General features: G+C 74.9%; 17 protein-coding genes. 10 read left to right on the forward strand and 7 right to left on the reverse strand.

The features are described 5' to 3' along the window. Positions 1-54: 54 nt before the first annotated feature. The 4 genes from ACVJO7_RS29550 to ACVJO7_RS29565 all read left to right on the forward strand — a co-directional run bounded on the left by ACVJO7_RS29550 (position 55) and on the right by ACVJO7_RS29565 (position 5,295). Positions 55-681 carry a mycothiol-dependent nitroreductase Rv2466c family protein gene (locus tag ACVJO7_RS29550; RefSeq protein ID WP_344019712.1) on the forward strand — a complete coding sequence of 209 codons (627 nt, stop codon included), beginning with the start codon at positions 55-57 and terminating at the stop codon, positions 679-681. Positions 682-702: 21 nt separating this feature from the next. Continuing rightward, positions 703-2,109 (forward strand): aldehyde dehydrogenase family protein, encoded by a 1,407-nt coding sequence (locus ACVJO7_RS29555; protein ID WP_491675647.1) that lies wholly within the window; start codon positions 703-705, stop codon positions 2,107-2,109. Positions 2,110-2,436: 327 nt separating this feature from the next. Then, positions 2,437-3,639, forward strand: a complete 1,203-nt coding sequence (locus ACVJO7_RS29560; RefSeq protein WP_491675648.1) for a transglycosylase family protein — start codon at positions 2,437-2,439, stop codon at positions 3,637-3,639. Between the two features lie 138 nt (positions 3,640-3,777). Beyond that, entirely contained in the window at positions 3,778-5,295 is a 1,518-nt protein-coding gene (locus ACVJO7_RS29565) for a serine/threonine-protein kinase (RefSeq protein ID WP_491675649.1), read from the forward strand. Here ACVJO7_RS29565 and ACVJO7_RS29570 read toward each other — a convergent pair. From ACVJO7_RS29570 to ACVJO7_RS29590, 5 genes are all read right to left on the reverse strand, one after another. Next, the gene (locus ACVJO7_RS29570) at positions 5,282-7,159 is read right to left on the reverse strand and encodes a prolyl oligopeptidase family serine peptidase (protein ID WP_491675650.1); all 1,878 of its coding nucleotides are present in this window, start codon (positions 7,157-7,159) and stop codon (positions 5,282-5,284) included. The genes ACVJO7_RS29565 and ACVJO7_RS29570 overlap by 14 nt on opposite strands. Positions 7,160-7,491: 332 nt before the next feature. Further along, positions 7,492-9,783, reverse strand: a complete 2,292-nt coding sequence (locus ACVJO7_RS29575) for a beta-xylosidase/alpha-l-arabinosidase (RefSeq protein WP_491675651.1) — start codon at positions 9,781-9,783, stop codon at positions 7,492-7,494. 31 nt (positions 9,784-9,814) lie between these two features. Further along, positions 9,815-10,726 (reverse strand): carbohydrate ABC transporter permease, encoded by a 912-nt coding sequence (locus tag ACVJO7_RS29580; protein WP_344019700.1) that lies wholly within the window; start codon positions 10,724-10,726, stop codon positions 9,815-9,817. Further along, entirely contained in the window at positions 10,723-11,619 is an 897-nt protein-coding gene (locus ACVJO7_RS29585) for a carbohydrate ABC transporter permease (protein ID WP_491675652.1), read from the reverse strand. The genes ACVJO7_RS29580 and ACVJO7_RS29585 overlap by 4 nt, the downstream gene beginning before the upstream one ends. Then, positions 11,616-12,932, reverse strand: a complete 1,317-nt coding sequence (locus tag ACVJO7_RS29590) for an extracellular solute-binding protein (RefSeq protein WP_491675653.1) — start codon at positions 12,930-12,932, stop codon at positions 11,616-11,618. The genes ACVJO7_RS29585 and ACVJO7_RS29590 overlap by 4 nt, the downstream gene beginning before the upstream one ends. Positions 12,933-13,081: 149 nt before the next feature. On the opposite strand from ACVJO7_RS29590, the gene ACVJO7_RS29595 reads away from it, so the two are divergent. Further along, positions 13,082-14,107 (forward strand): LacI family DNA-binding transcriptional regulator, encoded by a 1,026-nt coding sequence (locus ACVJO7_RS29595; protein ID WP_344019694.1) that lies wholly within the window; start codon positions 13,082-13,084, stop codon positions 14,105-14,107. Positions 14,108-14,166: 59 nt separating this feature from the next. Here ACVJO7_RS29595 and ACVJO7_RS29600 read toward each other — a convergent pair whose 3' ends face one another. Further along, the gene (locus ACVJO7_RS29600) at positions 14,167-15,381 is read right to left on the reverse strand and encodes a MarR family transcriptional regulator (protein WP_491675654.1); all 1,215 of its coding nucleotides are present in this window, start codon (positions 15,379-15,381) and stop codon (positions 14,167-14,169) included. Between the two features lie 176 nt (positions 15,382-15,557). Here ACVJO7_RS29600 and ACVJO7_RS29605 point away from each other — a divergent pair, with 176 nt between their 5' ends. From ACVJO7_RS29605 to ACVJO7_RS29620, 4 genes are read left to right on the forward strand one after another with little or no spacing between them, the layout of a single operon-like run. After that, on the forward strand, positions 15,558-16,673 hold the full coding sequence (locus ACVJO7_RS29605) for an ABC transporter ATP-binding protein (protein ID WP_491675655.1): 1,116 nt from the start codon (positions 15,558-15,560) through the stop codon (positions 16,671-16,673). Next, positions 16,670-18,118, forward strand: a complete 1,449-nt coding sequence (locus ACVJO7_RS29610) for a GH1 family beta-glucosidase (protein WP_491675656.1) — start codon at positions 16,670-16,672, stop codon at positions 18,116-18,118. The genes ACVJO7_RS29605 and ACVJO7_RS29610 overlap by 4 nt, the downstream gene beginning before the upstream one ends. Next, positions 18,115-19,287 (forward strand): xylose isomerase, encoded by a 1,173-nt coding sequence (gene xylA, locus ACVJO7_RS29615; protein WP_491675657.1) that lies wholly within the window; start codon positions 18,115-18,117, stop codon positions 19,285-19,287. Before ACVJO7_RS29610 ends, xylA begins: the two co-directional genes overlap by 4 nt. A gap of 4 nt (positions 19,288-19,291) precedes the next feature. Beyond that, a complete protein-coding gene (locus ACVJO7_RS29620) occupies positions 19,292-20,446 on the forward strand; it encodes an ROK family protein (RefSeq protein ID WP_491675658.1) in 1,155 nt (384 codons plus the stop codon). Here ACVJO7_RS29620 and ACVJO7_RS29625 read toward each other — a convergent pair. Continuing rightward, complete coding sequence (locus tag ACVJO7_RS29625; RefSeq protein WP_491675659.1) at positions 20,436-23,006, reverse strand: glutamate--cysteine ligase; 2,571 nt, start codon at positions 23,004-23,006, stop codon at positions 20,436-20,438. The two genes, ACVJO7_RS29620 and ACVJO7_RS29625, sit on opposite strands and share 11 nt — an antisense overlap. Positions 23,007-23,138: 132 nt before the next feature. Between ACVJO7_RS29625 and ACVJO7_RS29630 the strand changes: the two genes are divergently transcribed. Then, the coding region (locus ACVJO7_RS29630) for a hypothetical protein (protein WP_491675660.1) at positions 23,139-23,331 on the forward strand (193 nt) is incomplete at its 3' end.

The raw sequence follows: 23,331 nt of genomic DNA on the forward strand, positions 1-23,331 counted from the left end.
GCCCCGGTGGGCGGCGTGCGGAATCTCCGCGCACCGTCCGTCGTTGCGTCGGTCATGACGACTGCTGCTGGTGGAGGCCGTGCCCGGGTCGACGTCTGGTTCGACCCGCTGTGTCCGTGGGCGTGGCTGACCTCCCGCTGGGTGCTGGAGGTCGAGAAGGTCCGCGAGGTCGACGTGAGCTGGCACGTGATGAGCCTCGCGGTGCTCAACGAGGGGCGCGACCTGCCCGAACAGTACGTCGAGATGATGCGGAAGGCGTGGGGCCCGGTGCGGGTGTGCATCGCCGCCGCCGAGCAGCACGGCGAGCAGGTGCTGGCCCCGCTCTACACCGCGCTCGGCGAGCGGATCCACAACCAGCAGAACAAGGACTTCGACGACGTGATCGCCGGGGCGCTCAAGGAGCTGAACCTGCCCGCGTCGCTGGCCGAGGCCGCGCACAGCACGGAGTGGGACGACAAGCTCAGGACCAGCCACCACGAGGGCATGGACCCGGTCGGGCTGGACGTCGGCACCCCCACCATCCACGTCGACGGCGTCGCGTTCTTCGGCCCGGTGATCTCCCGGGTGCCGAAGGGCGAGGACGCCGGACGGCTGTTCGACGGCGCCCGGCTGATGGCGGAGAACCCGCACTTCTTCGAGCTGAAGCGGACCCGGACCGAGGACCCGTCGTTCGACTACTGATCCGCGTGTGAGTATCGGGGGATGAGCACCCTCCAGCACTTCATCGACGGCGCCGACGTGACCGGGGGCGCCGAGCGGATCGAGGTGACGGACCCGGCGACCGGCGCGGTCGTCGGATCCGTCCCGGCCGGCACCGCCCAGGACGTCGACCGCGCCGTCGCCGCCGCCCGCGCCGCGTTCCCCGGCTGGTCGGCCACGCCGGTGGCCGAGCGCGCCGCCGTCGTGCAGCGGATCTCCGACGGCATCAAGGAACGGGCCGGCGAGATCGCCGCCACCATCACCGCCGAGATGGGATCGCCGATCACCTTCTCGCAGAAGGTCCAGGTCGCGATGCCGGTCGGCTCGTCCGCGGCGTTCGCGGCGCTGGCCGCGGACTTCGCCTGGACCGAGGAGATCGGGAACTCGCTGGTCGTCCGCGAGCCGGTCGGGGTGGTCGGCGCGATCACGCCGTGGAACTACCCGCTGCACCAGATCGTCGCCAAGGTCGCCCCGGCGCTGCTCGCCGGCAACACGGTCGTGCTCAAGCCGACCGAGGTCGCGCCGCTGACCGCGCAGATCCTGGCCCGGATCACCGTGGCCGCCGGGCTCCCGGCCGGCGCGTTCAACATCGTGCACGGCACCGGCCCGGTCGTCGGCGAGGCGATCGCCGCCCATCCGGACGTCGACATGGTCTCGTTCACCGGCTCGACCCGGGCCGGGAAGCGGGTGTCGGTGGTCGCGTCGGACACCGTGAAGCGGGTCTCGCTGGAGCTCGGCGGCAAGTCCGCGAACGTGATCCTCGACGACGCCGACCCGGGCAAGGCGGTCAAGGTCGGCCTGGGGAACGCCTGGATCAACGGCGGCCAGACCTGCACCGCGTGGACCCGGATGCTGGTCCCGGCCGCCCGCCAGGACGAGATCGTGTCCCAGCTCGTCGACGCCGCGCAGCGCTACACCGTCGGCGACCCGACCGACCCGTCCACCCGGATCGGGCCGATGTCGTCGGTGGCGCAGCAGGAGCGGGTGCGCTCCTACGTCGAGCGCGGCGTCGCCGACGGCGCCCGGCTGGTGTTCGGCGGGCCGGAGCCGGTCGACGGGCTGAACGGCGCCTACGTCCGGCCGACGATCTTCGCCGACGTCGCGCCGGACGCCGTCATCGCCCAGGAGGAGATCTTCGGCCCGGTGCTCTCGGTGATCCCCTACGCCGACGAGGAGCAGGCCGTGCAGATCGCGAACAGCACCGTCTACGGCCTGGCCGGCGCGGTGTTCGGCGAGCAGGAGCACGCGCTCGCGGTCGCCCGGCGGCTGCGGACCGGGCAGGTCGACGTGAACGGCGGGGCGTTCAACATCCTGGCGCCGTTCGGTGGGTACAAGCAGTCCGGCAACGGGCGCGAGCTGGGACGCTTCGGGCTGGAGGAGTTCCTGGAGACGAAGTCCATCCAGCGCTGACGCTCGGTGCGGGTGCGGGGCCGGATAAGGGGTGCGGCGTCGCGCCCCGCTTCGCCGTCGCACCCGTGGCGCGGTGTCGGACCCGTGGCGCGGTGTCGCACCCGTGGCACGGCGCACCCGTGGCACGGCGTCGCACCCGCTGCAACGGGTGCGAGGTCGCACACGGGGTGCGACCCAGGGCCGGCGCGGACGTGATCACCGTCGTGGTGCGCCGGGCCGCGGATCGCGCGGTCCCGCGCACCACGACGACGATCATGCGGGTGCGATCGCGAACCGTATGCCCGGATCGGCCGTGGCCGGGGGCGCGGATCGGCAGGGTGCCCGGCCGTGGACACCTGGTGGGAGCAGCACCGGCCGGCGTCGGTGCTCGGGACCGTGTTGCTGGTGGTGGGCGCGCTGGCCGGCGCGCAGGTCGCGGTGGGGGCGGTGCTCGATCCCGTCCCGGCGGACGAGCGGATCCGGGCGGCGCTGAGCCCGTACCGGGACGGGGCGTTCACCGTCCGGGCGGCGTCGGTCGATCACCGCGTCGACATCGCGACCGCGGAGGACGGCTCCTACGTGCTCGGGCACACCCCGGCGGGGAGCGACGTCGTGCTCGACCTGGACCTGCTCGAGGGTGACGCCGCCCGGGCATGGTGGGTCGAGCCGGACACCGGCCGGACGATGGAGCTCGACACCCTGGAGAGCGCGGGGGTGGCCCGGTTCCCGGTTCCCGAGGGCGGCGGTGTCGCCTGGGTGCTGGTCGTCGACGACGCCGCCGCGGGCTACCCGGTGCCCGACGTGGACGCGATCGCCGAGTTCGTCGGGCAGGCCGTCCGCGCCGGGACGGCGCGGGGGGCCGGTCCGGGGTCCGGCGGGGGCGGCGACGGAGCAGCGGCGGGGGATGCGCCGCCGGGGAGCCGGTCCGATCACGACGGCACCCGCCGCGAGGCGGAGGCCGGAGCAGGCGAGGCGGACCGGAGCACCGGGGACGGCCCGGCGGACGGGAGCGCGGGCCCCGGGTCTGCGCAGGGCCGGAACGCCGAGGGGCACGCGCACCGCGCCGGGGACGCCCCCGCCTCCGGCAGCGACCCGGACGCCCGGGAGTTCCGCACCGGCGGACCCGCGCCCGGGGAGCAGCGTGACGAGCAGCCCGCGCCCCGGGAACCGCGCGACGAGCAACCCGACCGGCCGGCCCCCGGGAGCGGCAGCGCCGACCAGGAGCGCCCCGGCAGCCCGGAGCCACAGCAGCCACAGGAGCCGCAGGAGCAGCAGCAGCCACAGGAGCAGGAAGCCTCCGACCCGACCTGGGACCGGCTCGCCCAGTGCGAGTCCTCCGGCGACTGGTCGATCTCGACCGGCAACGGCTACTACGGCGGCCTCCAGTTCGACCGGCCGACCTGGACCGAGTTCGGCGGCACCGCCCACGCCCCGACCGCCGACGGCGCCACCCGGGAGCAGCAGATCGAGATCGCGACGAAGGTCCGGGACGCCCGCGGCGGTTACGGATCGTGGCCGGCCTGCGCCCGGAAGCTCGGACTTCCACGCTGACCGGGGCACGGTGGTGTCGCCCTCGATCCATGGAACCGCGACCGGTCAACGCGTAGGGTCGAGGGTCCTCCGACCGGATGCCCGGGGCGGGTGCCCTGGTGGTCGCCGTCCCGGTCCGATTCCCTACCCTTGGACCCCATGAGCTCGCCCACCCCCGAGGCCCACCGGATCGGGAACCGCTACCGGCTCGACGAGCGGATCGGTGTCGGTGCGATGGGTGCCGTGTGGCGTGGGACCGACGAGCTCCTGAACCGGACGGTGGCGGTCAAGGAGCTCCTCGCCGCCGCGCTGCCCTCGGCCGACCAGCTCGAGGAGTCCCGCCAGCGGATCCTGCGCGAGGGCCGGATCGGTGCCCGGCTGCAGCACGCGCACGTGATCAGCATGTTCGACGTCGTGGTGCACGACGACCGGCCGTGGCTGGTCATGGAGTACCTGCCGTCCCGCTCGCTGGCCGCGGTGCTCGCCGAGAAGGGCCCGATGAGCCCGCGCGAGGCCGCCGCGATCGGCCGCCAGGTCGCCGACGGGCTGGCCGCCGCGCACACCGCGGGCGTCGTGCACCGCGACATCAAGCCGGGCAACGTCCTGATCGCCGAGGACGGCCGGGCCAAGATCACCGACTTCGGCGTCTCCCGGGCCGTCGACGACGTGCAGCTGACCCGCACCGGGGTGATCGCCGGCACCCCGGCGTTCCTCGCGCCGGAGGTCGCCCGCGGCCAGGAGCCGACCGCCGCGTCGGACGTGTTCGCGCTCGGCGCCACGCTCTACGCCTCGGTCGAGGGGGAGCCGCCGTTCGGGCTGGACGACAACGCCTACGCGCTGCTGCACAAGGTCGCGACCGGCGCGATCTCGCCGCCCACCCAGGCCGGGCCGCTGACCGCGCTGCTGATGCGGCTGCTGTCCAACGACCCGGCGGAGCGGCCCAGCGCACCGCAGGCCCGGGACGCGCTGGCCCGGATCGCGGCCGGGCAGTCGATCGCCGGGCTGGCCACGCCCGCGAGCGCGGCCGCGATGATGGACTCCGGCGACGACGTCGCGGCCGAGCAGGCCGGCGGCACCGTGGTCGACGCCCCCGCCGTCCCGGCGCCGCAGGTGATCCCCGGCAGCGGCGCCCGCCGCGGAGCCGCCGCGGGAGGCGCCCGGCGCAAGCGGCTGCCGATCGTCCTCGGCGTGGTGGCGGCGCTGCTCGTCGTCGGCGGCGGGGTGGCGTTCGGGGTGCTCAGCACCCAGCAGCAGGAGCAGCCGCCGCCGGCCGCCGCGCCGACGTCGCAGGCGCCGCCGCCGACCAGCGCACCGCCGACCTCGCCGCCGCCGCCCACCACCAGCGCCTCGCCGACGCCGACCCCCGGCCAGGCGACCGATCCGGTGACGTTCGTGCAGGAGTACTATCGGATGCTGCCCGACGACATCGACGGCGCGTTCGCCCGGCTCAGCCCGGAGGCGCAGTCCCAGTCGCAGGGGATCGAGAGCTACCGGGAGTTCTACAGCGGCATGCGCACCGTCTACGCGGAGAACCTGCGCAACGCCGGGCCGAACACGGTCACCGCGACCGTGGTGTTCCTGCGCACCAACGGCACCGAGTCCCGGGAGAACTACCGCTTCGTGGTGGGCACCGACGAGCAGGGCAACCAGGTCCTGCAGTCGTTCAGCCAGGCCTGACCCCGGTCACCTGCGTCACCCACCGGACGATCCGGCCGTTCGCCGCGGCCCGGGTGTCCCGGTCGAACACGTCGTGCCCCTCGTCGGCCATCCGCAGCAGCTCCACCGGCGTGCCGCGGGCGGACAGCGCGGCGTGGATCGCGAGCGCCTGCCCGACCGGCACGTTCGTGTCGTTGTCGCCGTGCACCACGAGCAGCGGCGCGCGGATCCGGTCCGCCCGGTACAGCGGGGACAGCTCGTCGAGCAGCGCGCCGTCGGTGCGCGGGTCGCCGTACTCGGTGCGGGCCGGCCCGGCGATCCACGGCTCGGTGCGGGCGTAGAACTCGGCCAGGTCGGCGATCCCGCAGACGTCGACCCCGCCCGCGTACAGCTCGGGGAAGCGGACCAGCGCGGCGAGCGTCAGGAACCCGCCGTAGGACCGCCCGGCGACGACGATGCGGGCCGGGTCGACGTCCGGTATCCCGGCGAGCAGCCGGGTCGCCGCCCGCACGTCGGTGATCGACGACGGCCGCAGCGCGCCGTCGTCGAGCCGGGCGAACGTCCGGCCCCGCCCGGACGAGCCGCGCACGTTCGGGGTCAGCACGGTGACCCCGGCGGCGACCAGCTCGTGCAGCAGCGGCGCCCAGCCGGGCCGTTCCTCGGACTCCGGGCCGCCGTGCAGCCACAGCAGGCCCGCCCCGTTCGGCGACGACGGCCGGTGCAGCCAGCCGCCCAGCCGCAGCCCGTCCTCGGCGGGGAACACGACCCGCTCGGGCTGCGGCGTGACCGGCGCGACCGGCGTGCCGCCGAGCAGCGGGGTGGCCGCGCCGCCCCGGACCGGGACCCGGACGACGTGCGGCGGGACCCCCGGCGCGTGCCCGGCGACGAGCAGCGAGGTGTCGTCGCGGGCGAAGCTCACGTTCGTCACGACGTCGCAGGGCACCAGCACCCGCTGCGGCCGGCCGCCGCGCAGGTCGGCGATCTCGATCTCGCTGCGGCCGCCGGTGTTCCACACCAGCGCCGCCCGCGCGCCGCCCGGGTCGAGCGCGACCACGTCCAGATCGGCGCCGGGCCGGACGGCGACCGGCCGGGCCGGGGCGATCAGCTCGTCGCCCGCGTGGCCGAGCGCGACGGCGAGCAGCGCCGAGTGCTCCCGGTCGGCGTCGGTGTGCACCCACAGCGTGCCGGGCGCGGCGCCGAACCGGGCGGTCGCGTTCAGCGCCCCGCCGGGGCCGCCGACGATCTGGGTCCGGCAGCCGGTGCGCAGGTCCACCAGCTCCAGGCCGCGCTCGCCGCGCCGGCCGGTGCGCAGCACCACCCGCCTGCCGTCGGCGGAGACGGCCTGCACGACGGCCGCCTGCCCGGTCCCGAGCACCACCGACGAGCCGTCGCGCACGTCGACCAGGCAGGCGGTGCCGTCGCCGTAGCGGTCGGAGTCCGGATCGCCCGCGTCGGTGAGCACGGTGACGCCGAGCCGCCGGCCGGTCGGCTCCCAGGCGCCGAGCACCACGGCGGTCGCGGCCGGGGCGATCTCGGTCGGCGGGCCGCCGTCCGGGTCGAGCAGCGCGACCCGGGTGCGGTCACCACCGGACGGTGCGATCTGGACGGCGATCCGGCCGCCGTCCGGCGACCAGGTGAACGAGGTGACGTCCGGATGCGGGCCGCCGATGCCGGTGGCGTCGAGCACGGTCGCGGCGTCCGGGTCGATCGGGCCGTGCGCCGGCATCGCCGCGACGTGCAGCCGCGGCCGCCCGGTCCGGTCGGAGATCCAGGCCAGCCGGGTGCCGTCAGGGGAGACGACCGGCGAGTGGTGGCCGACCGCCGCGGAGGCGGTGGGCACAGCCGGGGCGGCAGGCACCGCGGGTGCCGTCCGTGCGACCTCCACCGATCCGACCTCCGTTCTGCCCCTGATCCGGTACGTCCTTCCCGCGGCGGCCCGCCGGGCGCGACCGGGCCCCCGCGGGAGATCACGCAGAGATCATCGCGCTCCGGGTCCGGTCCGGGAAGCCACCGGGCCCGGACGGCCGGCAACGGAAAGTACCTCCCGGCCGTTCCCGGCACGGACGCCGGGACGCACAGCACGGACGCCGCCGGCGCAGCTGCGCCGACGGCGTCGGTGTCGGTGTCGGTGTCGGTGTCGGTACATCGGTCAACCTCACGTCCGTCCTGCGACGGCCGCAAGACCCCGGACGTTTCCGGGGTGTGAACGTCGCCGGGCTACCGGGGGAGCACCTCGACCTCGACGAGCCGCCGATCGGCCGGCCCGATCTCGTGCACCGGCCCGGTGAGCTCCACCGCGGACCGCAGCACCGGATCGGCGCAGGAGGTGCCGACGAACAGCTCGACGGTGCCCGGTTCGACGACGTGCCGCAGGTCCCGGTCGTACAGCCCGATCCGGTGGGTGGGGACGTCGAAGCGCACCTCGGCGCTCGCGCCGGGCGCCAGCTCGACCCGGGCGTAGCCGAGCAGCACGACGACCGGGCGGGTGACCGAGGCGACCACGTCGGTGCCGTAGAGCTGCACGACGTCGGCGCCGGCCCGGTCCCCGTCGTTGCGGACCCGGCAGCTGACGGTGAAGGCGCCGCCGGTGGGCACGCCGTCATCGGGGACCCGCAGGTCGGAGTGGGTGAACGTGGTGTAGCTCAGGCCGAAGCCGAACGGCCGGACCGGGGCGGTGTCCACCGCGGTCACCGAGCTGGCCGCGCCGAGCCGCGGATGCAGGTAGCTGTAGGGCTGGGCGCCGGCCGAGCGGGGCAGGCTCACCGGCAGCCGGCCGGACGGGTTGACCCGGCCGGACAGCACTCCGGCGAGCGCGCCGGCGCCCTCCTGGCCGGGGAAGAACGCCTGCACCACCGCGGCGCAGCGGTCCAGCTCGCGGTCCAGCACGTAGGGCCGTCCGACGAGCAGCACCAGCACCACCGGGGTGCCGGTGCCGAGCACCTCCTCGACGAACCGGCGCTGCACGCCGGGCAGCTCCAGGGTGTCGGTGTCGCAGCCCTCGCCGGAGGTGCCGCGGCCGAACAGTCCGGCCCGGTCGCCGACCACGACGACGGCGACGTCGGCGTCCCGCGCCGCCGCCACCCCGCCGGCGAATCCGGAGACGTCGTCGGTGTCGACGTCGCAGCCGCGGGCGTGGGTGATCCGCGCACCCGGCAGCTCGGCGCGCAGCGCGTCCAGCACGGTCGGCACCTCGATGCCCAGCTCGACGCCCGGATGGTGCGGCAGCACGTGGTTGGCGAAGCTGTAGCAGCCCATCAGCGCGGCCGGGTCGTCGGCGTTCGGGCCGAGCACCGCGATCCGGGCGGTGTCCGGGGCGAGCGGGAGCACACCGTCGTTGCCGAGCAGGATCACCGACTCCTCGGCGAGCCGGGCGGCCAGCGCCCGGTGCGCGGGCGGGTCGAGATCGACCTCGCCGGTGGGCAGGGTGTCGGCGAACCCGGGCTCGAGCAGGCCGAGCCGCTGCTTCTGCTCCAGCACCCGGCGCACCGCGCGGTCCACGACCTCCTCCGGCACCTCGCCGGACCGGACGCGCTCGGCGAGCGGCTCCAGGTAGCCGGTGCCGGTGGGCAACTCGACGTCGATGCCCGCGGTGAGCGCCTGCGCGGCGGCCGACCCGAGGCCGTCCGCGACGCCGTGCAGGGTGTGCAGGAACGCCACCGAGAAGTAGTCGGCGACCACCGTCCCGGTGAACCCCCACCGCTCGCGCAGCACGCCGGTCAGCAGCCGCTCGTCGGCGGCGACCGGCAGGCCGTCGATCTCGGCGTAGGAGTTCATCACCGATCCGGCGCCCGCGTCGAGCAGCGCCGTCTCGAACGGCGGCAGCAGCACCTCGGCCAGCTCCCGCGGCCCGGCGTGCACCGGGGCCAGGTTGCGGCCGGCCCGGGAGTTCGAGTACCCGGCGAAGTGCTTGAGCGTGGCGACGACGCCCGCCGACTGCAGTCCCCGCACGTAGGCGCCGCCCACCGTGCCGACCAGGTACGGGTCCTCGCCGATGCACTCCTCCACCCGGCCCCAGCGGACGTCGCGGACCACGTCGAGCACCGGCGCGAGCCCCTGGTGGACGCCCAGCCGGGCCATCGTCGCGCCGATCGCGGCGGCCGTCTCGCGGACCAGCTCCGGATCGAACGACGCACCCCACGACGGCGGCGCCGGGAACGTCGTCGCGCCCCACGCCGCCAGCCCGGTCAGGCACTCCTCGTGCACCAGCGCCGGGATGCCGAGCCGGGTCGACGACGCCAGCCACCGCTGCCGTTCCGCCAGGTGCGCCAGGCCGTCGGCGGACTTCACCGGGGCCGTGCCGAACAGCCGGGTAAGCTGGCCGAGCCCGTGCCGGGCGTACTCGCCGAACGCGGCGTGCTCGCCCTGCATGCTGTCCTGCATCGGGGCGACGGCCGTGTCCTCCTCGCTCTCACCGGGGGAGTGGTCCCTCCCCTCCCACAGCCCGACGAGCTGGGCCAGCTTCTCCTCGAGCGTCATCCGCGCGATCAGGGCGGTCACCTCGGTGCTCATGGAGTCCTCTCGTGGTTCGGGGCGGGCCGGGTCAGCGGCCGGCGCCCGCGGTCAGCCCGGCCAGCAGCTGGCGGCGGCCGAGCAGGTAGACGACCAGCAGCGGGAGCAGCGACAGCAGCACCGCCGCGGTGATCAGCGGGACGTTGGTGCCGTACTGGCCCTGGTAGTCCCACAGGCCCAGGGTGAGCACCCGGACCGACACGTCCTGGGTCAGGACGAGCGGGAACAGGAAGCCGTTCCACGCCTGCAGGGCGGTGAAGATGCCGATCGTGGCGAGCCCGGGCCGGGCCAGCGGCAGCACCAGCGAGACCAGGGTGCGGGCCGGTCCGGCGCCGTCCAGGACGGCGGCCTCGAACAGCTCGTTCGGTATGTCGCGCAGGCTGGAGGTCAGCACCACCACCGCCAGCGGCAGCGCGAACGCCGCGGTCGGCAGGATGATCGCCAGCAGGGTGTCGTAGAGCCGCAGCTGGGTGACCATCAGGTAGAGCGGGACGATGACCGCCTGCGCCGGCACGGCCAGCCCGAGCAGCATCACCGAGAACGCCCGGGCGACCGACCGGTTGCGGCTGCGCACGATCGCGTACGCCGCGGGCAGCGCCAGCACGAGCACGATCGCGACGCAGGCCGTCGCCACGATCACGTTGTTCAGGAAGTACAGCGGGAAGTTCGAGGTCAGGACGTCGACGTAGTTCTCGAACGTCAGGCCGGACGGCACCGCGAGCGGACCGTCGGACAGGTACTCCGACGACGACCGCAGGCTGGTGACGAACAGGAAGTACAGCGGCACGGCGACCAGCACGAACCAGACGCCCGCGCCGAGCCCGCCCAGCCAGTTGAACCCGCGGCGCAGCCGTCCGCGGCGGGGCGGCGGATCGGGCGTGCCGGTGGTGCGGCCCGGCCCGGCGGGCGCGGTCGGGGTGGTGGCGGTGGACACGGTGGTCACATCCCCTCCCGCTGGCTCGCCATCGTGCGGTAGCCGGTGACCCGCGCGATGAACAGCGACAGCGCCGTCCCGAGCACCAGGAGCACCACCGCCAGCGCGCTCGCGTAGCCCATGTCGAAGCTCCGGAACCCCTCGAGGTACATGTGCAGCGGCAGGATCCGGGTGGACGTGCCGGGCCCGCCGCCGGTGAGGATCAGGACCACCTCGAAGGTGGTCATCGACCCGACGACGATCAGCACCCCGGAGGTGATGATCGTGTCCCGCAGCTGCGGGACGGTGATCGAGCGGAAGGTGCGCCAGCGGCCGGCCCCGTCGATCCGGGCCGCCTCGTAGAGCTGCACCGGGATCGCCCGGGCGGCGGCCTGGTAGAGCAGCGTGTGGAACGGCATGTACTGCCAGCCGATCACCAGGATGACCGCGGCGAAGGCGTACCGGCTGTCGCCGATGATGTTGCCGTCGTCGATCCCGACGAGCGGGCCGAGCACCGAGGCGAGCCCGAAGTTCGGGTCGAGCAGGGTGCTCCACAGCACGGCGATGGCGGCGCTGGACATCAGCAGCGGGATGAAGAAGATCGCGGCGAGCAGCGCGCGGGAGCGGCCGCGCCGGGCCAGCCAGACGCCCAGCGGCAGCGCCACCGCGGTCTGCAGCACCCAGGACGCGGCCGTCAGCACGAACGACAGCCGCAGCGTCTCGACGAACAGCGGATCGGTCCCGATCCGGGTCCAGTTCTGCAGGCCGACCCACTGCGGTGGGTTCAGGCCGTCGTAGGCGGTGAAGCTGAGGTACACCACCACGACCATGGGCAGCAGTGCGAACAGCCCGAAGAAGGTCAGAGCGGGGGCGACCCAGATGAATCCGGGCCGCCCCGCCCGTACCGCGGTGGAACTGCTCACCGGCTCGCCGTGTCCATCGCGTCGGCGAACTGCTCCGGGGTGAACTCCTTGGTGAACACCTTCGACAGGTTGGTCAGCATGGTCTGCGCCTCGGCGGCGGGCAGTGCCTGGTCCCAGGACTGCACGAAGGTCGGCGCGGCCTTGGTCTGCTCGTAGGCGTAGGTGTTGAAGTCGGCGAACGGCCCGGTGGCGGCCACCTGGTCCTCGATCCCGGTGAGGCCGGGGACCTGGCCCTTCTCCAGCATGCCCTGGACGTACTCGGGGCTGGTCATCTCGTTCATCAGGAACTCGGTGGCGGCCTCGACGTTCGCCGAGCCGGCGCTGACCGAGTAGTAGTTCGACGGGTTGCCGATCACGTTGCGCGGGTCACCCGCGCCGCCCTCGATCTCCGGGAACGGCGCCCAGCCCAGCTTGTCCTGCTCCAGGAAGTCCGGGAAGTTGTCGTTCAGGCTGGTGACCTGCCAGGAGCCCATCAGCTCCATGCCGGCCCGGCCGCTGGTGAGCAGCGCCTGGGACGCCTGGTTGTCGTAGTCGACGGCGGTGAAGTTGGTGCCGAACGCCTCCCGGTCGACCAGGTCCTGCACCATCCGCATGGACTCGATGACGGCCGGATCGCGCCAGGCGCCGGGCTCGCCGTCGGCGATGGCCTGGAACTTCTCCGGGCCGCCGATCCGGTCGAGGAAGTACTCCGGGTACATCATCGAGGTCCAGGTCTGCGCGCCGGCGAGCGCGATCGGCTGGATGCCGGCGGCCTTGAGCTGGTCGACGGCCTCCAGGAAGCCGGTCCAGGTGGTCGGGAACTCGGCGATGCCGGCCTCGGCGAACGCGTCCTTGTTGTAGAAGAACGACAGCGGCTGGACGCCCTGCATCGGGATGCCGGTGACCTGGCCGTCGATCGTGCCGGTCTCCAGGACCTGCGGGATGAACGACTCCTTGACCTCCGGGTTCGCGTCGAGCGCCGGGGTGAGGTCGGCGACCTGGCCCGCGTCGACGTAGCCGTTCAGGTTCCCGCCGCCCCAGTTGTAGAAGATGTCGGGGCCGTTCGGTGTCCCGATCGCGGTCTGCAGCGCGGACTTGTAGGGGTCGTTCAGGTAGGTGGTCAGCTCGATCTGCGGGCCACCGGCGGCGTTGAAGCTGTCCACGGCCGCCTGCTGGACGGTGTTGATGCCCTCGTTCTGCAGTGTCCAGAGGCGGAGCTCCTCACCTCCTCCGGCGTCCTGCGGGCCTGCGGTGCCACAGGCCGCGGTGACCGCGAGTCCGGTGGCGAGTGCGGCAGCGACGAGTGTCCTGCGTACGCGTGACGAGGTCGACATGAGCTCTCCTTCGAGCGGGGCCGATCGAAAGTTTCCGAGACTTGCGAAGGCGCTGGACGCAAGTTAGGCCCCACAGAACCCGCCGTCAAGGAGGGGAAGTGCCGCGTTTCACCCGGGACTTCCACTGAAAGTTTCGATACCGTCGCGCTGTGAATCGCAGCCGTGTGACGATCGCCGAGATCGCCGAGCAGGCAGGCGTCTCGGTGCCGACCGTCTCCAAGGTCCTCAACGGGCGGGCCGACGTCGCCGTCGCGACCCGGGAACGGGTGCAGCAGGTGGTGGCCGAGAGCGGCTACCGCCGGCGCGGCGCCTCGGCGCCCCGGCGCCGGACCGGGCTGGTCGACGTGGTGCTGGACCGGCTGGACTCGTTCTGGGCGATGGAGGTGCTGCGCGGGGCCGAGACCGAGGCCCGGCGCACCGACCGCCAGATCGTGCTCAACACCTCCGAGAACGACGAGCCGGGCTCGCGGGCCTGGCTGGACCGGCTGGCCGGGCGGGGCACCGACGGCGTCGTCGTGGTCGTCGGCGACCAGGACCCGGACACCGCGGCCACCCTGGTGGCGCTGGACGTGCCGGTGGTGCTGCTGGACCCGGTCGGCGGGGACGACCCGTCGTTCGCGACGGTCGGCGCGACCAACTGGGCTGGCGGGCTCAGCGCCGTCGAGCACCTGCTCTCGCTCGGGCACCGGCGGATCGGGATCGTCTCCGGCCCGACCCGGCTCTCCAGCAGTCAGCAGCGGGTGGACGGCTACCGGGCGGCGCTGCGCCGGGCCGACATCGCCGTCGACGAGGACCTGATCCGCTACGGCGACTTCCTGGTCGGCGGCGGGCGCCGTGGCGCGGTCGACCTGCTCGATCTGGCCGACCCGCCGACCGCGATCTTCGCCGGATCGGACATGCAGGCGGTCGGCGTCTACCAGGAGGCGGCGCAGCGCGGCCTGCGGATCCCGGAGGACCTGAGCGTCGCCGGGTTCGACGACATCGCGCTCTGCGAGTACCTGCGCCCGACCCTGACCACGGTCCGCCAGCCGCTGGCCCGGATGGCCGCCGAGGCGGTCCGGCTGGCCGTGCAGGAGCCGCGGACCGACCCGGACGGGACCGCCCCGCGCCTGGAGCTCGCCACCGACCTGGTGGTGCGGACGAGCACGGCGGCGCCACCGGCCCGGCCCGCCTGAGCTGCGCGACCCGCCCGGCCGGCTCGACCTGCGCGACCGGCCGGGGCGCGGCCGGTCGCTCAGTCGGCGAGCCACCGGCCCGGGTCCGCGACCAGCGCGGCGACCGCCGCGGCACCGGCGCCGCGCATCACCGCGTCCGGGCCGAGTGTGCCGCGCCGCAGCCGGTCCGGGTCGATCCCGTGCCGGGCGAGCTCGGCCGCCACCGCCGCGACGAACGCGTCGTCGGCGGTGCCGAACCGTCCGCCCAGCACCACCCGCGCCGGGTCCAGCGGGGCGGCGAACCCGGCCAGCGCCCGGCCCAGCGCCCGCCCGGCCCGGCGTAGCTCCGGAGCGCCGGCCGCCCCTGCACCTGTACCTGCCTCTGCCCCGGGGCCGCTGCCTGCCCCGGAGCCTGCGCCCGGCCCGGGGCCGCTGCCTGCCCCGGAGCCGCCACCTGCCCCGGAGCCTGCGCCCGGCCCGGAGCCGCCGCGGGTCCCGGAGCCGGCGCCCCTCCCGGAGCCGCCGGCCGTCCCGGAGCCGCCGGCCGTCCCGGAGCCGCTGCCCACCCCGGAGCCGCTGCCCACCCCGGCCGGGCGGGCCTCGGCGGTCACGCAGCCCCGCCGCCCGCAGTGGCACCGGGTCCGGCCGCCGCGGACCGGGAGATGGCCGAACCGGGTGGCCGCGTCGCCGTCGCCGGTCCGGCCGTCGTGCAGCAGCACCACGCCGGTCTCCGACCGCCCGCCGACGAACACCGACAGCCCGGGGACGGCAGGCTCCGCACCGGCGGCCAGCGTCACCCCGCACCGGACCGACAGGCCGATCCCGCCGGCCCCCACCGCGTCCGCCTCGGCGGCGAGCAGCGCCGCGAGCCGGTCGTCCGGCTCGCCCGGCAGCCCGGCGACGATCCCGGCCGCCGGGCGGTCCCCGGCCGCCGCGGCGAGCAGCAGCTCGCCCAGCACCGGGCCCGCGACGGCGGCGACCGCCGCCGGACCGGCCCCGTCCAGGTCCGCCCGGCGCCACCGCCGGGCCCCGGCGTGCCCGGACAGGTCCACCAGGCAGCCGCCGACGCCGTCGGTCTCGATCTGCAGGCCGATCCCGACCGGGCCGGCCGGGTCGGGCACCAGCCGCTGGCCCGGGCGTCCGGTGGCGGTCCCCGGCCCGGCCCCGATGTCGCGCACCAGGCCGCCGTCGAGCAGGTCGGCGGTCAGCCCGGACACCGTCGAGCGGGTCAGCCCGGTCTGCGCGGCGACCGTGGCGCGGGTGATCGGCGCGTTCCGCACGATCGTGCCCAGCACCAGCGCCAGATGGTGTCTGCGCAGGTCACCCGAGGCGATCCGGCCGCTCGCGACGATGACGGCCTCCGCGGTGAGTTCGTACGGGCGATGAACAAATGCTAGTGGCGTGGGCCACGGCCCGGCTAGACATCTCCCGCCGGCACCGCAGCCGGCCCGCGACGAGAGGACCGAGAACAATGGCCGAGGTCGCCTACCGGGCCGCGTCCCGCATCTATCCCGGCCCACCGCCGGTACGCGCCGTCGACAAGCTCGACCTGGAGATCGCCGACGGCGAGTTCCTGGTGCTCGTCGGGCCGTCCGGGTCCGGCAAGTCCACCGCCCTGCGGATGCTCGCCGGCCTGGAGGAGGTCGACGAGGGCGGGATCGAGATCGGCGGCCGCGAGGTCAGCGCGCTCGAACCCAAGGACCGCGACATCGCGATGGTCTTCCAGAACTACGCGCTCTACCCGCACATGACCGTCGCCGACAACATGGGCTTCGCGCTCAAGCTGCAGCGGGTCGGCCGCGACGAGATCACCCGGCGGGTGCGCGAGGCGGCCGCGCTGCTCGATCTGGTGCCCTACCTGGACCGCAAGCCCAAGGCACTGTCCGGCGGGCAGCGCCAGCGGGTCGCCATGGGCCGCGCCATCGTCCGCGAGCCCGCCGTGTTCCTGATGGACGAGCCGCTGTCCAACCTGGACGCCAAGCTGCGGGTGGAGACCCGCGCCGGGGTCGCCGCGCTGCAGCAGCGGCTCGGCGCCACCACCGTCTACGTCACCCACGACCAGGTCGAGGCGATGACGATGGGGCACCGGGTCGCCGTGCTGCGCGACGGGCTGCTCGAACAGTGCGCCACCCCGCGCGAGCTCTACGACCGCCCGGCCACCGCCTTCGTCGCCGGCTTCATCGGCTCGCCCGCGATGAACCTGCGCACCGCACCGCTGGTGCCCGACGGCGCCGACCTGGCCGGGCTCACCGTGCCGCTGCCGCGCGAGGTGCTCGACCGGGCGCACCGGGACGGGCTCTCCGAGATCACCGTCGGGGTGCGCCCGGAGGGGATGCGGGTCGCCGCCGACGACGAGAAGGCCGTCGACCTCACCGTCGAGCTGGCCGAGGAGCTGGGCTCGGACACCTACCTGCACGGCCGGGTCGGCACCGACACCGGAGCCGACACCGACACCGGGGCCCGCCGGTTCGTGGTGCGCACCGCCGGCGGCGAGGCCCCGCCGGTCGGCCGGGAGATACGGGTGACGCTGCGCGATCCGGGGGCGGTACACGCCTTCGACCCGACGACCGGGATGCGGCTCGCATGAGCGCGGCCCGCAGCTTCCCGCCCGGCTTCGACTGGGGCGCCGCCACCGCCGCCTACCAGATCGAGGGCGCGGTCGACGAGGACGGCCGCACGCCGTCGATCTGGGACACCTACGCGCACACCCCCGGCCGCACGGTGGGCGGGGACACCGGCGACGTCGCCGCCGACCACTACCATCGGGTGGACGCCGACGTCGGGCTGATGCGCGAGCTCGGCCTGCACTCCTACCGGTTCTCGATCAGCTGGAACCGGATCACCCCGCAGGTCGACGCCGAGCGGCTGGGCCCGGTGAACACGGCCGGGCTGGCGTTCTACTCGCGGCTGGTCGACGCGCTGCTCGCCGCGGACATCACGCCGGTGGTCACGCTCTACCACTGGGACCTGCCGCAGGCCCTCGAGGACGCCGGCGGCTGGACCTCGCGCGCGACCTCCTACCGCTTCGCCGAGTACGCCGCCGTCGTCGCGGCCGAGCTGGGCGACCGGGTCGGGGTGTTCACCACCCTGAACGAGCCGTGGTGCAGCGCGTTCCTCGGGTACGCCGCCGGGGTGCACGCCCCGGGCCGGACCGATCCGGCGGCGGCGCTGGCCGCGGTGCACCATCTCAACCTGGCGCACGGGCTGGCCGCGCGGGCGATCCGGAAGCGGGTGCCGTCCGCCCGGATCGCGGTCAGCCTGAACCTGGCCTGGGTGGTGCCGGAGACGGATTCGGCCGCCGATCTGGACGCCGCCCGCCGGGTCGACGGCCTGCAGAACCGGCTGTTCCTGCAACCGATGCTGACCGGCGGTTACCCGGCCGACGTGGTCGCCGACACCGCAGGCATCACCGACTGGTCGTTCGTCCGCTCCGGCGACGAGGAGCTCGCGCTGGCCCCGCCGGACGTGCTCGGGGTGAACTACTACACCCCCACCCACGTCCGGCACTGGACCCGCGAGCGCCCCCGGGAGACCGCCGACGGGCACGGTGACGGCACCGGAACGCCCTGGATCGCCTGCGACGACGTCGAGTTCCCGCGACCGGTCGGCCCGCTCACCGACATGGGCTGGGGGATCGACGCCCGCGGGCTGGCCGAGGTGGTCCGGCGGATCGCCCGCGAGTTCCCCGGGCTGGAGATGGTGGTGACCGAGAACGGTGCCGCCTTCCCCGACGTACCCGGCTCCGACGGCATCGTCTCCGATCCCGACCGGGTCGACTACCTGCGCGGACACCTCGCCGCGCTGGCCGACGTGATCGCCGAGGGCGCCCCGGTGCGCGGCTACTACGTCTGGTCGCTGCTGGACAACTTCGAATGGGCCTGGGGATACGCGAAACGGTTCGGCGTCGTGCACGTCGACTACGTCACCCAGGTACGCACCCCCAAGGACAGCGCCCGGTTCTACGCCGGCGTCGTCCGCACCAACACCCTCACCCTCGACCGCACCACCCCCGACACAGGAGATGCCGCATGACCGTGCTCGCCCCCACCCCGGCCGACCGCTTCTCGTTCGGGCTGTGGACCGTCGGCTGGCGCGCGGCCGACCCGTTCGGCGACCCGACGCGCCCGCCCGTGGACGTGGTCGAGGCCGTCGAGCGGCTCGCCGGGCTCGGCGCCTGGGGCCTGACCTTCCACGACGACGACCTGTTCGGCTTCGGCGCCGACGCCGGCACCCGCGACAAGCAGGTCGCCCGGCTCCGGGAGGCCTGCGACGCGACCGGGATGACCGTCCCGATGATCACCACCAACCTGTTCTCGCATCCCGTGTTCAAGGACGGCGGGTTCACCTCCAACGACCGCTCGGTGCGGCGGTTCGCGCTGCGCAAGGTGCTGCACAACGTCGAGCTCGCCGCCGAGCTGGGCGCGCGCACGTTCGTGCTGTGGGGCGGCCGGGAGGGCTCGGAGTACGACTCCGCGAAGGACGTGCGGGCCGCGCTCGATCGCTACCGGGAGGCGATGGACCTGCTCTGCGCGCACGTCCTGGAGCGCGGACACGACATCCGGTTCGCGATCGAGCCGAAGCCCAACGAGCCGCGCGGCGACATCCTGCTGCCGACCGTCGGGCACGCGCTGGCCTTCGTCGAGCGGCTCGCGCATCCCGAGCTGGTCGGGGTGAACCCGGAGGTCGGGCACGAGCAGATGGCCGGGCTGAACATGGCGCACGGGGTGGCCCAGGCGCTGTGGGCCGGCAAGCTGTTCCACATCGACCTGAACGGTCAGCGCGGGATCAAGTACGACCAGGACCTGGTGTTCGGGCACGGCGACCTGCTCAACGCGTTCGCGCTGGTCGACCTGCTGGAGTCGGCGGGCTACGACGGGCCGCGGCACTTCGACTACAAGCCTTCCCGCACCGAGGACCTGGCCGGCGTGTGGGCCTCCGCCGAGGCGAACATGCGGACCTACCTGCTGCTGCGCGAGCGGGCGGCGGCGTTCCGGGCCGATCCGGAGGTCGTCGCGGCGCTGGCCGAGGCGGGCGTCCCGGAGCTGTCCGAGCCGACGCTGGCGCCCGGCGAGACCGCGGCGGAGCTGCTCGCCGATCCCTCGGCGGGGGCCGGCTTCGATCCGGAGCCCGCCGGCCGGCGGGGGTACGGCTTCGTCCGGCTGCACCAGCTCGCACTGGAACACCTCACCGGGGCACGATGACCGGGTGCCTCCCCCCTCCGCGTCAGCGCCGGTACGCAGCGCGGAGCTCCGCAGGCACAACCTGGGCCTGCTGCTGGGGGAGCTGCGCCGGGAGCCGTCGTCGCGGGCCGCGCTGGCCGGCACCACCGGGCTGACCAGGGGGACCGTGGCGAGCCTGCTCGATCCGCTGGTCGCCGCCGGTGTGCTGGCCGAGGGGCCGCCGAGCCGCGGCGGGATCGGCCGGCCGGGGCGGCCGCTGCGGTTCGCCCCGGACGGCCCGGTCGCGGTCGGGGTGTCGGTCGAGGTGGACGGGCTGGTGGCGTGCGTGGTGGGGCTGGACGGCGGCGTCGTCCGCCGGCTGCAGCGCCGCCGCGACCATCGGACAATGGACGCCGCCGAGGTGTTCGGCCGGGCCGCCCGGGACGCGCGGGCGCTGTCCGCGCTGGCGGGCCGCCCGGTCGTCGGCGCCGGGGTGGCGGTGCCCGCGCCGGTCCGCGGTACCGGGCCGGACGCCGAGATGCTGCGGGCGCCCAACCTGCCGCTGCTGGCCGGGGCCCGGCCCGGTGAGCTGTTCGGCCGGGTCGCCGGGCGGCCGGTGGTGGTCGGGAACGAGGCGACCCTGGGCGCGCTCGCGCACCTGGGCGTCGCGTCCGACTTCGTCTACGTCTCGGCCGGGATCGGCATCGGCGGCGGGATCGTGGTCGGCGGGCGGGTGCTGGCCGGGGCGGCCGGGCTGGCCGGCGAGATCGGGCACGTCGTCGTCGAGCGGGACGGGCGCCCGTGCGGCTGCGGCGGCACCGGCTGCGTCGAGCGGTACGCCGGGTTGCCCGCGCTGCTGGCCGACGCCGGGGCCGACGGGCTGCCGGGGCTGCGCGCCGCCGTCCGGGCGGGCGAGCCGGCCGCGCTGGCCGCGGTGCAGCGGGCCGGGACCGCGCTCGGGGCGGCGCTCGCCTCGGTGCTCAACGTCGTCGACCTGCCCGCGGTCGTGCTCGGCGGCAGCTACACCGCGCTCGACGACCGGCTGGCGCCGGTGGTCCGCGCCGAGATCCTGCGCCGCCGCCCGTCGGCCGGCGTCGAGGTCCTGGTGTCCGCGCACGGCCGCCCGGCGGCCGCGCTGGGCACCGCCCGGGCCGTCACCGATCGCGTGCTCGACGACCCGGACCTGCTGCTCAGGCCATGATCCAGGTGTCCTTCGCGCCGCCCCCGCGGGACGAGTTGACGATCATCCCGCCGGGCGGTGCGACCCGGGACAGCGCCGCGGGCAGCACGTCGACCTCGGGCTGCGGGCCGTGCCCGGCCGACTGGACCGCGAACACCCGCAGGTCGACGGCCTGCGGCTGGAGCGTCCCGTCGGTGAAGGTCGGGTGCGTGGAGATCCGCACCATCTCCTGCGCGACCCAGCCGGCCGGCCGCTCCCGGATCGCGGCGGCGGCCCGCTCCAGCTCGCCGGCGTCGGCGTGCGGGCCGATCACGATGCCGGCCCCGCCGTAGCCGTCGACCGGCTTGAGGACGAGCTCGCCGAGCCGGTCCAGCACCTGCTCGCGGGCGGCCGGATCGACGCAGGCCCAGGTCGGCACCGAGGCCAGCACCGGCTCCTCGCCCAGGTAGTAGCGGATCATCTCGGGGACGTAGGCGTAGACGAGCTTGTCGTCGGCGACGCCGTTGCCCGGCGCGTTGCGCAGCGCGACCCGGCCGCGGGCCATCGCGGCCAGCAGGGCCCGCCCGATCGGGCGGTGGTCGGCGCCCCTGGCCAGCGCCAGGTCCTTCTCGTCGATCCGACGGTAGAGCGTGGTGAGACGCCGCCGGCGCCCGCCGCCGACCATGAACACCGCGCCGTCGGTGATCTGCAGCCGGCCCGGGGTGACCAGCGGGATCTCCATCGCCTCGGCCAGCAGCCGGTGCTCGAAGAAGGCCGAGTCGCTCTCGCCCGCGGTGAGCAGGGCGGCCTCGCCGTCCGGGCCGGTGGGATCGCCGTCGGCCAGCACGGCGCGCAGCCGGGCCGGGACGTCGTCGAGGCCCAGCACCTCCGACGGCGACTCCAGATCGGGCAGCACGCTGCGGATCAGCCGGCGGCCCATCAGCGAGAACCCGATCCCGGACGGCACCCGCAGGTTGTCCTCCAGCACCACCCAGCCGTCGTCGGCGTCGCGGACCAGGTCGATCCCGGCGACCGCGATCCGGACCGCGTCCGGCGTGACGAGGGTCGCCGAGCGGGTGCGGCCCGGCGCGTTGTCGACGACGGCGGCCGGGACGATCCGGTCGCGGACGATCTCGCGGCGGCCGTAGACGTCGCGCAGGAACAGTTCGAGGGCCCGGACCCGCTGGGCCAGCCCGGTGGAGAGGTGCTCCCAGGAGTCCGGGCCGATGATCCGCGGTACCAGGTCGAGCGGGAACAGCCGCTCGCCGTCCTCCCCGGGATCGACGCCCGGCACCGGGAAGGTGACGCCGCGGGCCCGCTGCTCGGTGCGCAGCGCCGACTCGGCGGCGGTGAGCCCGCGCGGGCCGAGCCGTTCCAGTGCCCGGAACAGCCAGCCGTAGGCGGGCCGGAGCTTGCCCTCGTCGTCGACCGCCTCGTCGTAGCGCGGCGGCCGGTAGCCCTCCAGCAGCTCGGGCGCGACCGGCACGGTCAGCGGCGGCGTGGTCCGCGGCTCCTCGCCCTGGGTGCGGGCCACCAGGTCGTCGACGACGTCGACCAGCGAGCCGCGCCGCCCGAACGCGCGCCGCTGGATCGCGGCCCCGGAGCCGCGGGCCAGCACGGCCTCGGCGAGCTCGGTGACCTGCTCGGTGTCACCGGTCTCGGCCAGCCACGGCTCCAGGTCGGCGACCAGTGCGCGCAGCTGCACCGCGGGTGAGGCGAGCACCGGCCCGGAGACGTCGACCAGGTCGCCCTCCAGCCCGGAGCGGGCGGCCCGCCAGGCCGCGGCGCGCAGCAGCTCGTGCCGGACCGGGGGCAGCGGCCTGCCCGCCTCGGTGTCCGCCCGGGCCCGCCCGACCAGCGCCCGGAAGAGCCCGGCGACCAGCACGACGTCGTCGACCTCGGGGCAGGCGTCGCAGAGCCGCAGCTCGACGGTCGGCAGGTGCGCGCTGGGCCGGACGTCGAAGTACAGCATCCCGGCGTCGCTGATCGTCCCGGACGCGATCAGCTCGGCGATCATGGCGTCGTACTCGGCGGCGGTCGTGACGTTGCCGGGCGGGCCGGCGGTGGGCCAGCGCTGCCAGATCATGCTGCGGTAGCTGGCGTAGCCGGTGTCGTGCCCGCGCCAGTACGGCGAGCTGGCGGTGATGGCGAGCAGCGTCGGCAGTGCCGGGGCGACCCGGCGGGACACCTGCACGGCGGTGTCCCGGTCGGGGACGTCGACGTGCACCTGGACCCCGCAGATGTGCTGCTCGCGCACCAGCATCTGGTACTCGTGCTGCATCCGCTCGTAGCGGGCGCCCGCCGAGATGTCGTCGCCGGACAGATCGACCAGCGGCACCGTCCCGGCCGCGACGACGCCCAGCCCGAGCGGCTCGGCGGCCTCTCGCAGCCGGCCGCGCAGCCGCCGCACGTGCGCGCGCAGCTCGTCCAGCGACGGCGTCGCCGGCGAGTTCGTCTCGACCAGCGAGCGCTGCAGCTCGGGGAAGAACTCCTTCCCGTCCAGGTGCTCCAGCAACCGGTCCACCTCGGGAGCCGCCCGCCGGTCGGCCAGACCGACGACGTGGAACTCCTCCTCGACACCCACCAGCGGCACGTCCCCCATCGGCGTGACGCTAGGGCGCCCGTGTTACGACAATGTGTCGCCGCGACTTCCGGGCCATGGCGTCGCTCGCGGGCGGCCGCCGGGGCGGTGCCTGCGCCGGGGTGCGATGTCCGGACCAGTCATGATCCCCTGGTGTTCGAACATGTGTTCGTCTATGGTGGACGCATGACCACGGTCATCGACGCTCCCGCCGCACCCGATCTGGATGCCGTGCGGGAGTTGTTCACCCGGCTGGCGGCGGTGGTCGACGAGGTGTCGCCGGCGCCGGTGCTGGTGGACCGGATGATCGCGCTGGTCTCCGTGCGCAACAGTGTGGAGGCGGCGT

The organism is Pseudonocardia sp. DxW, assembly GCF_058448985.1.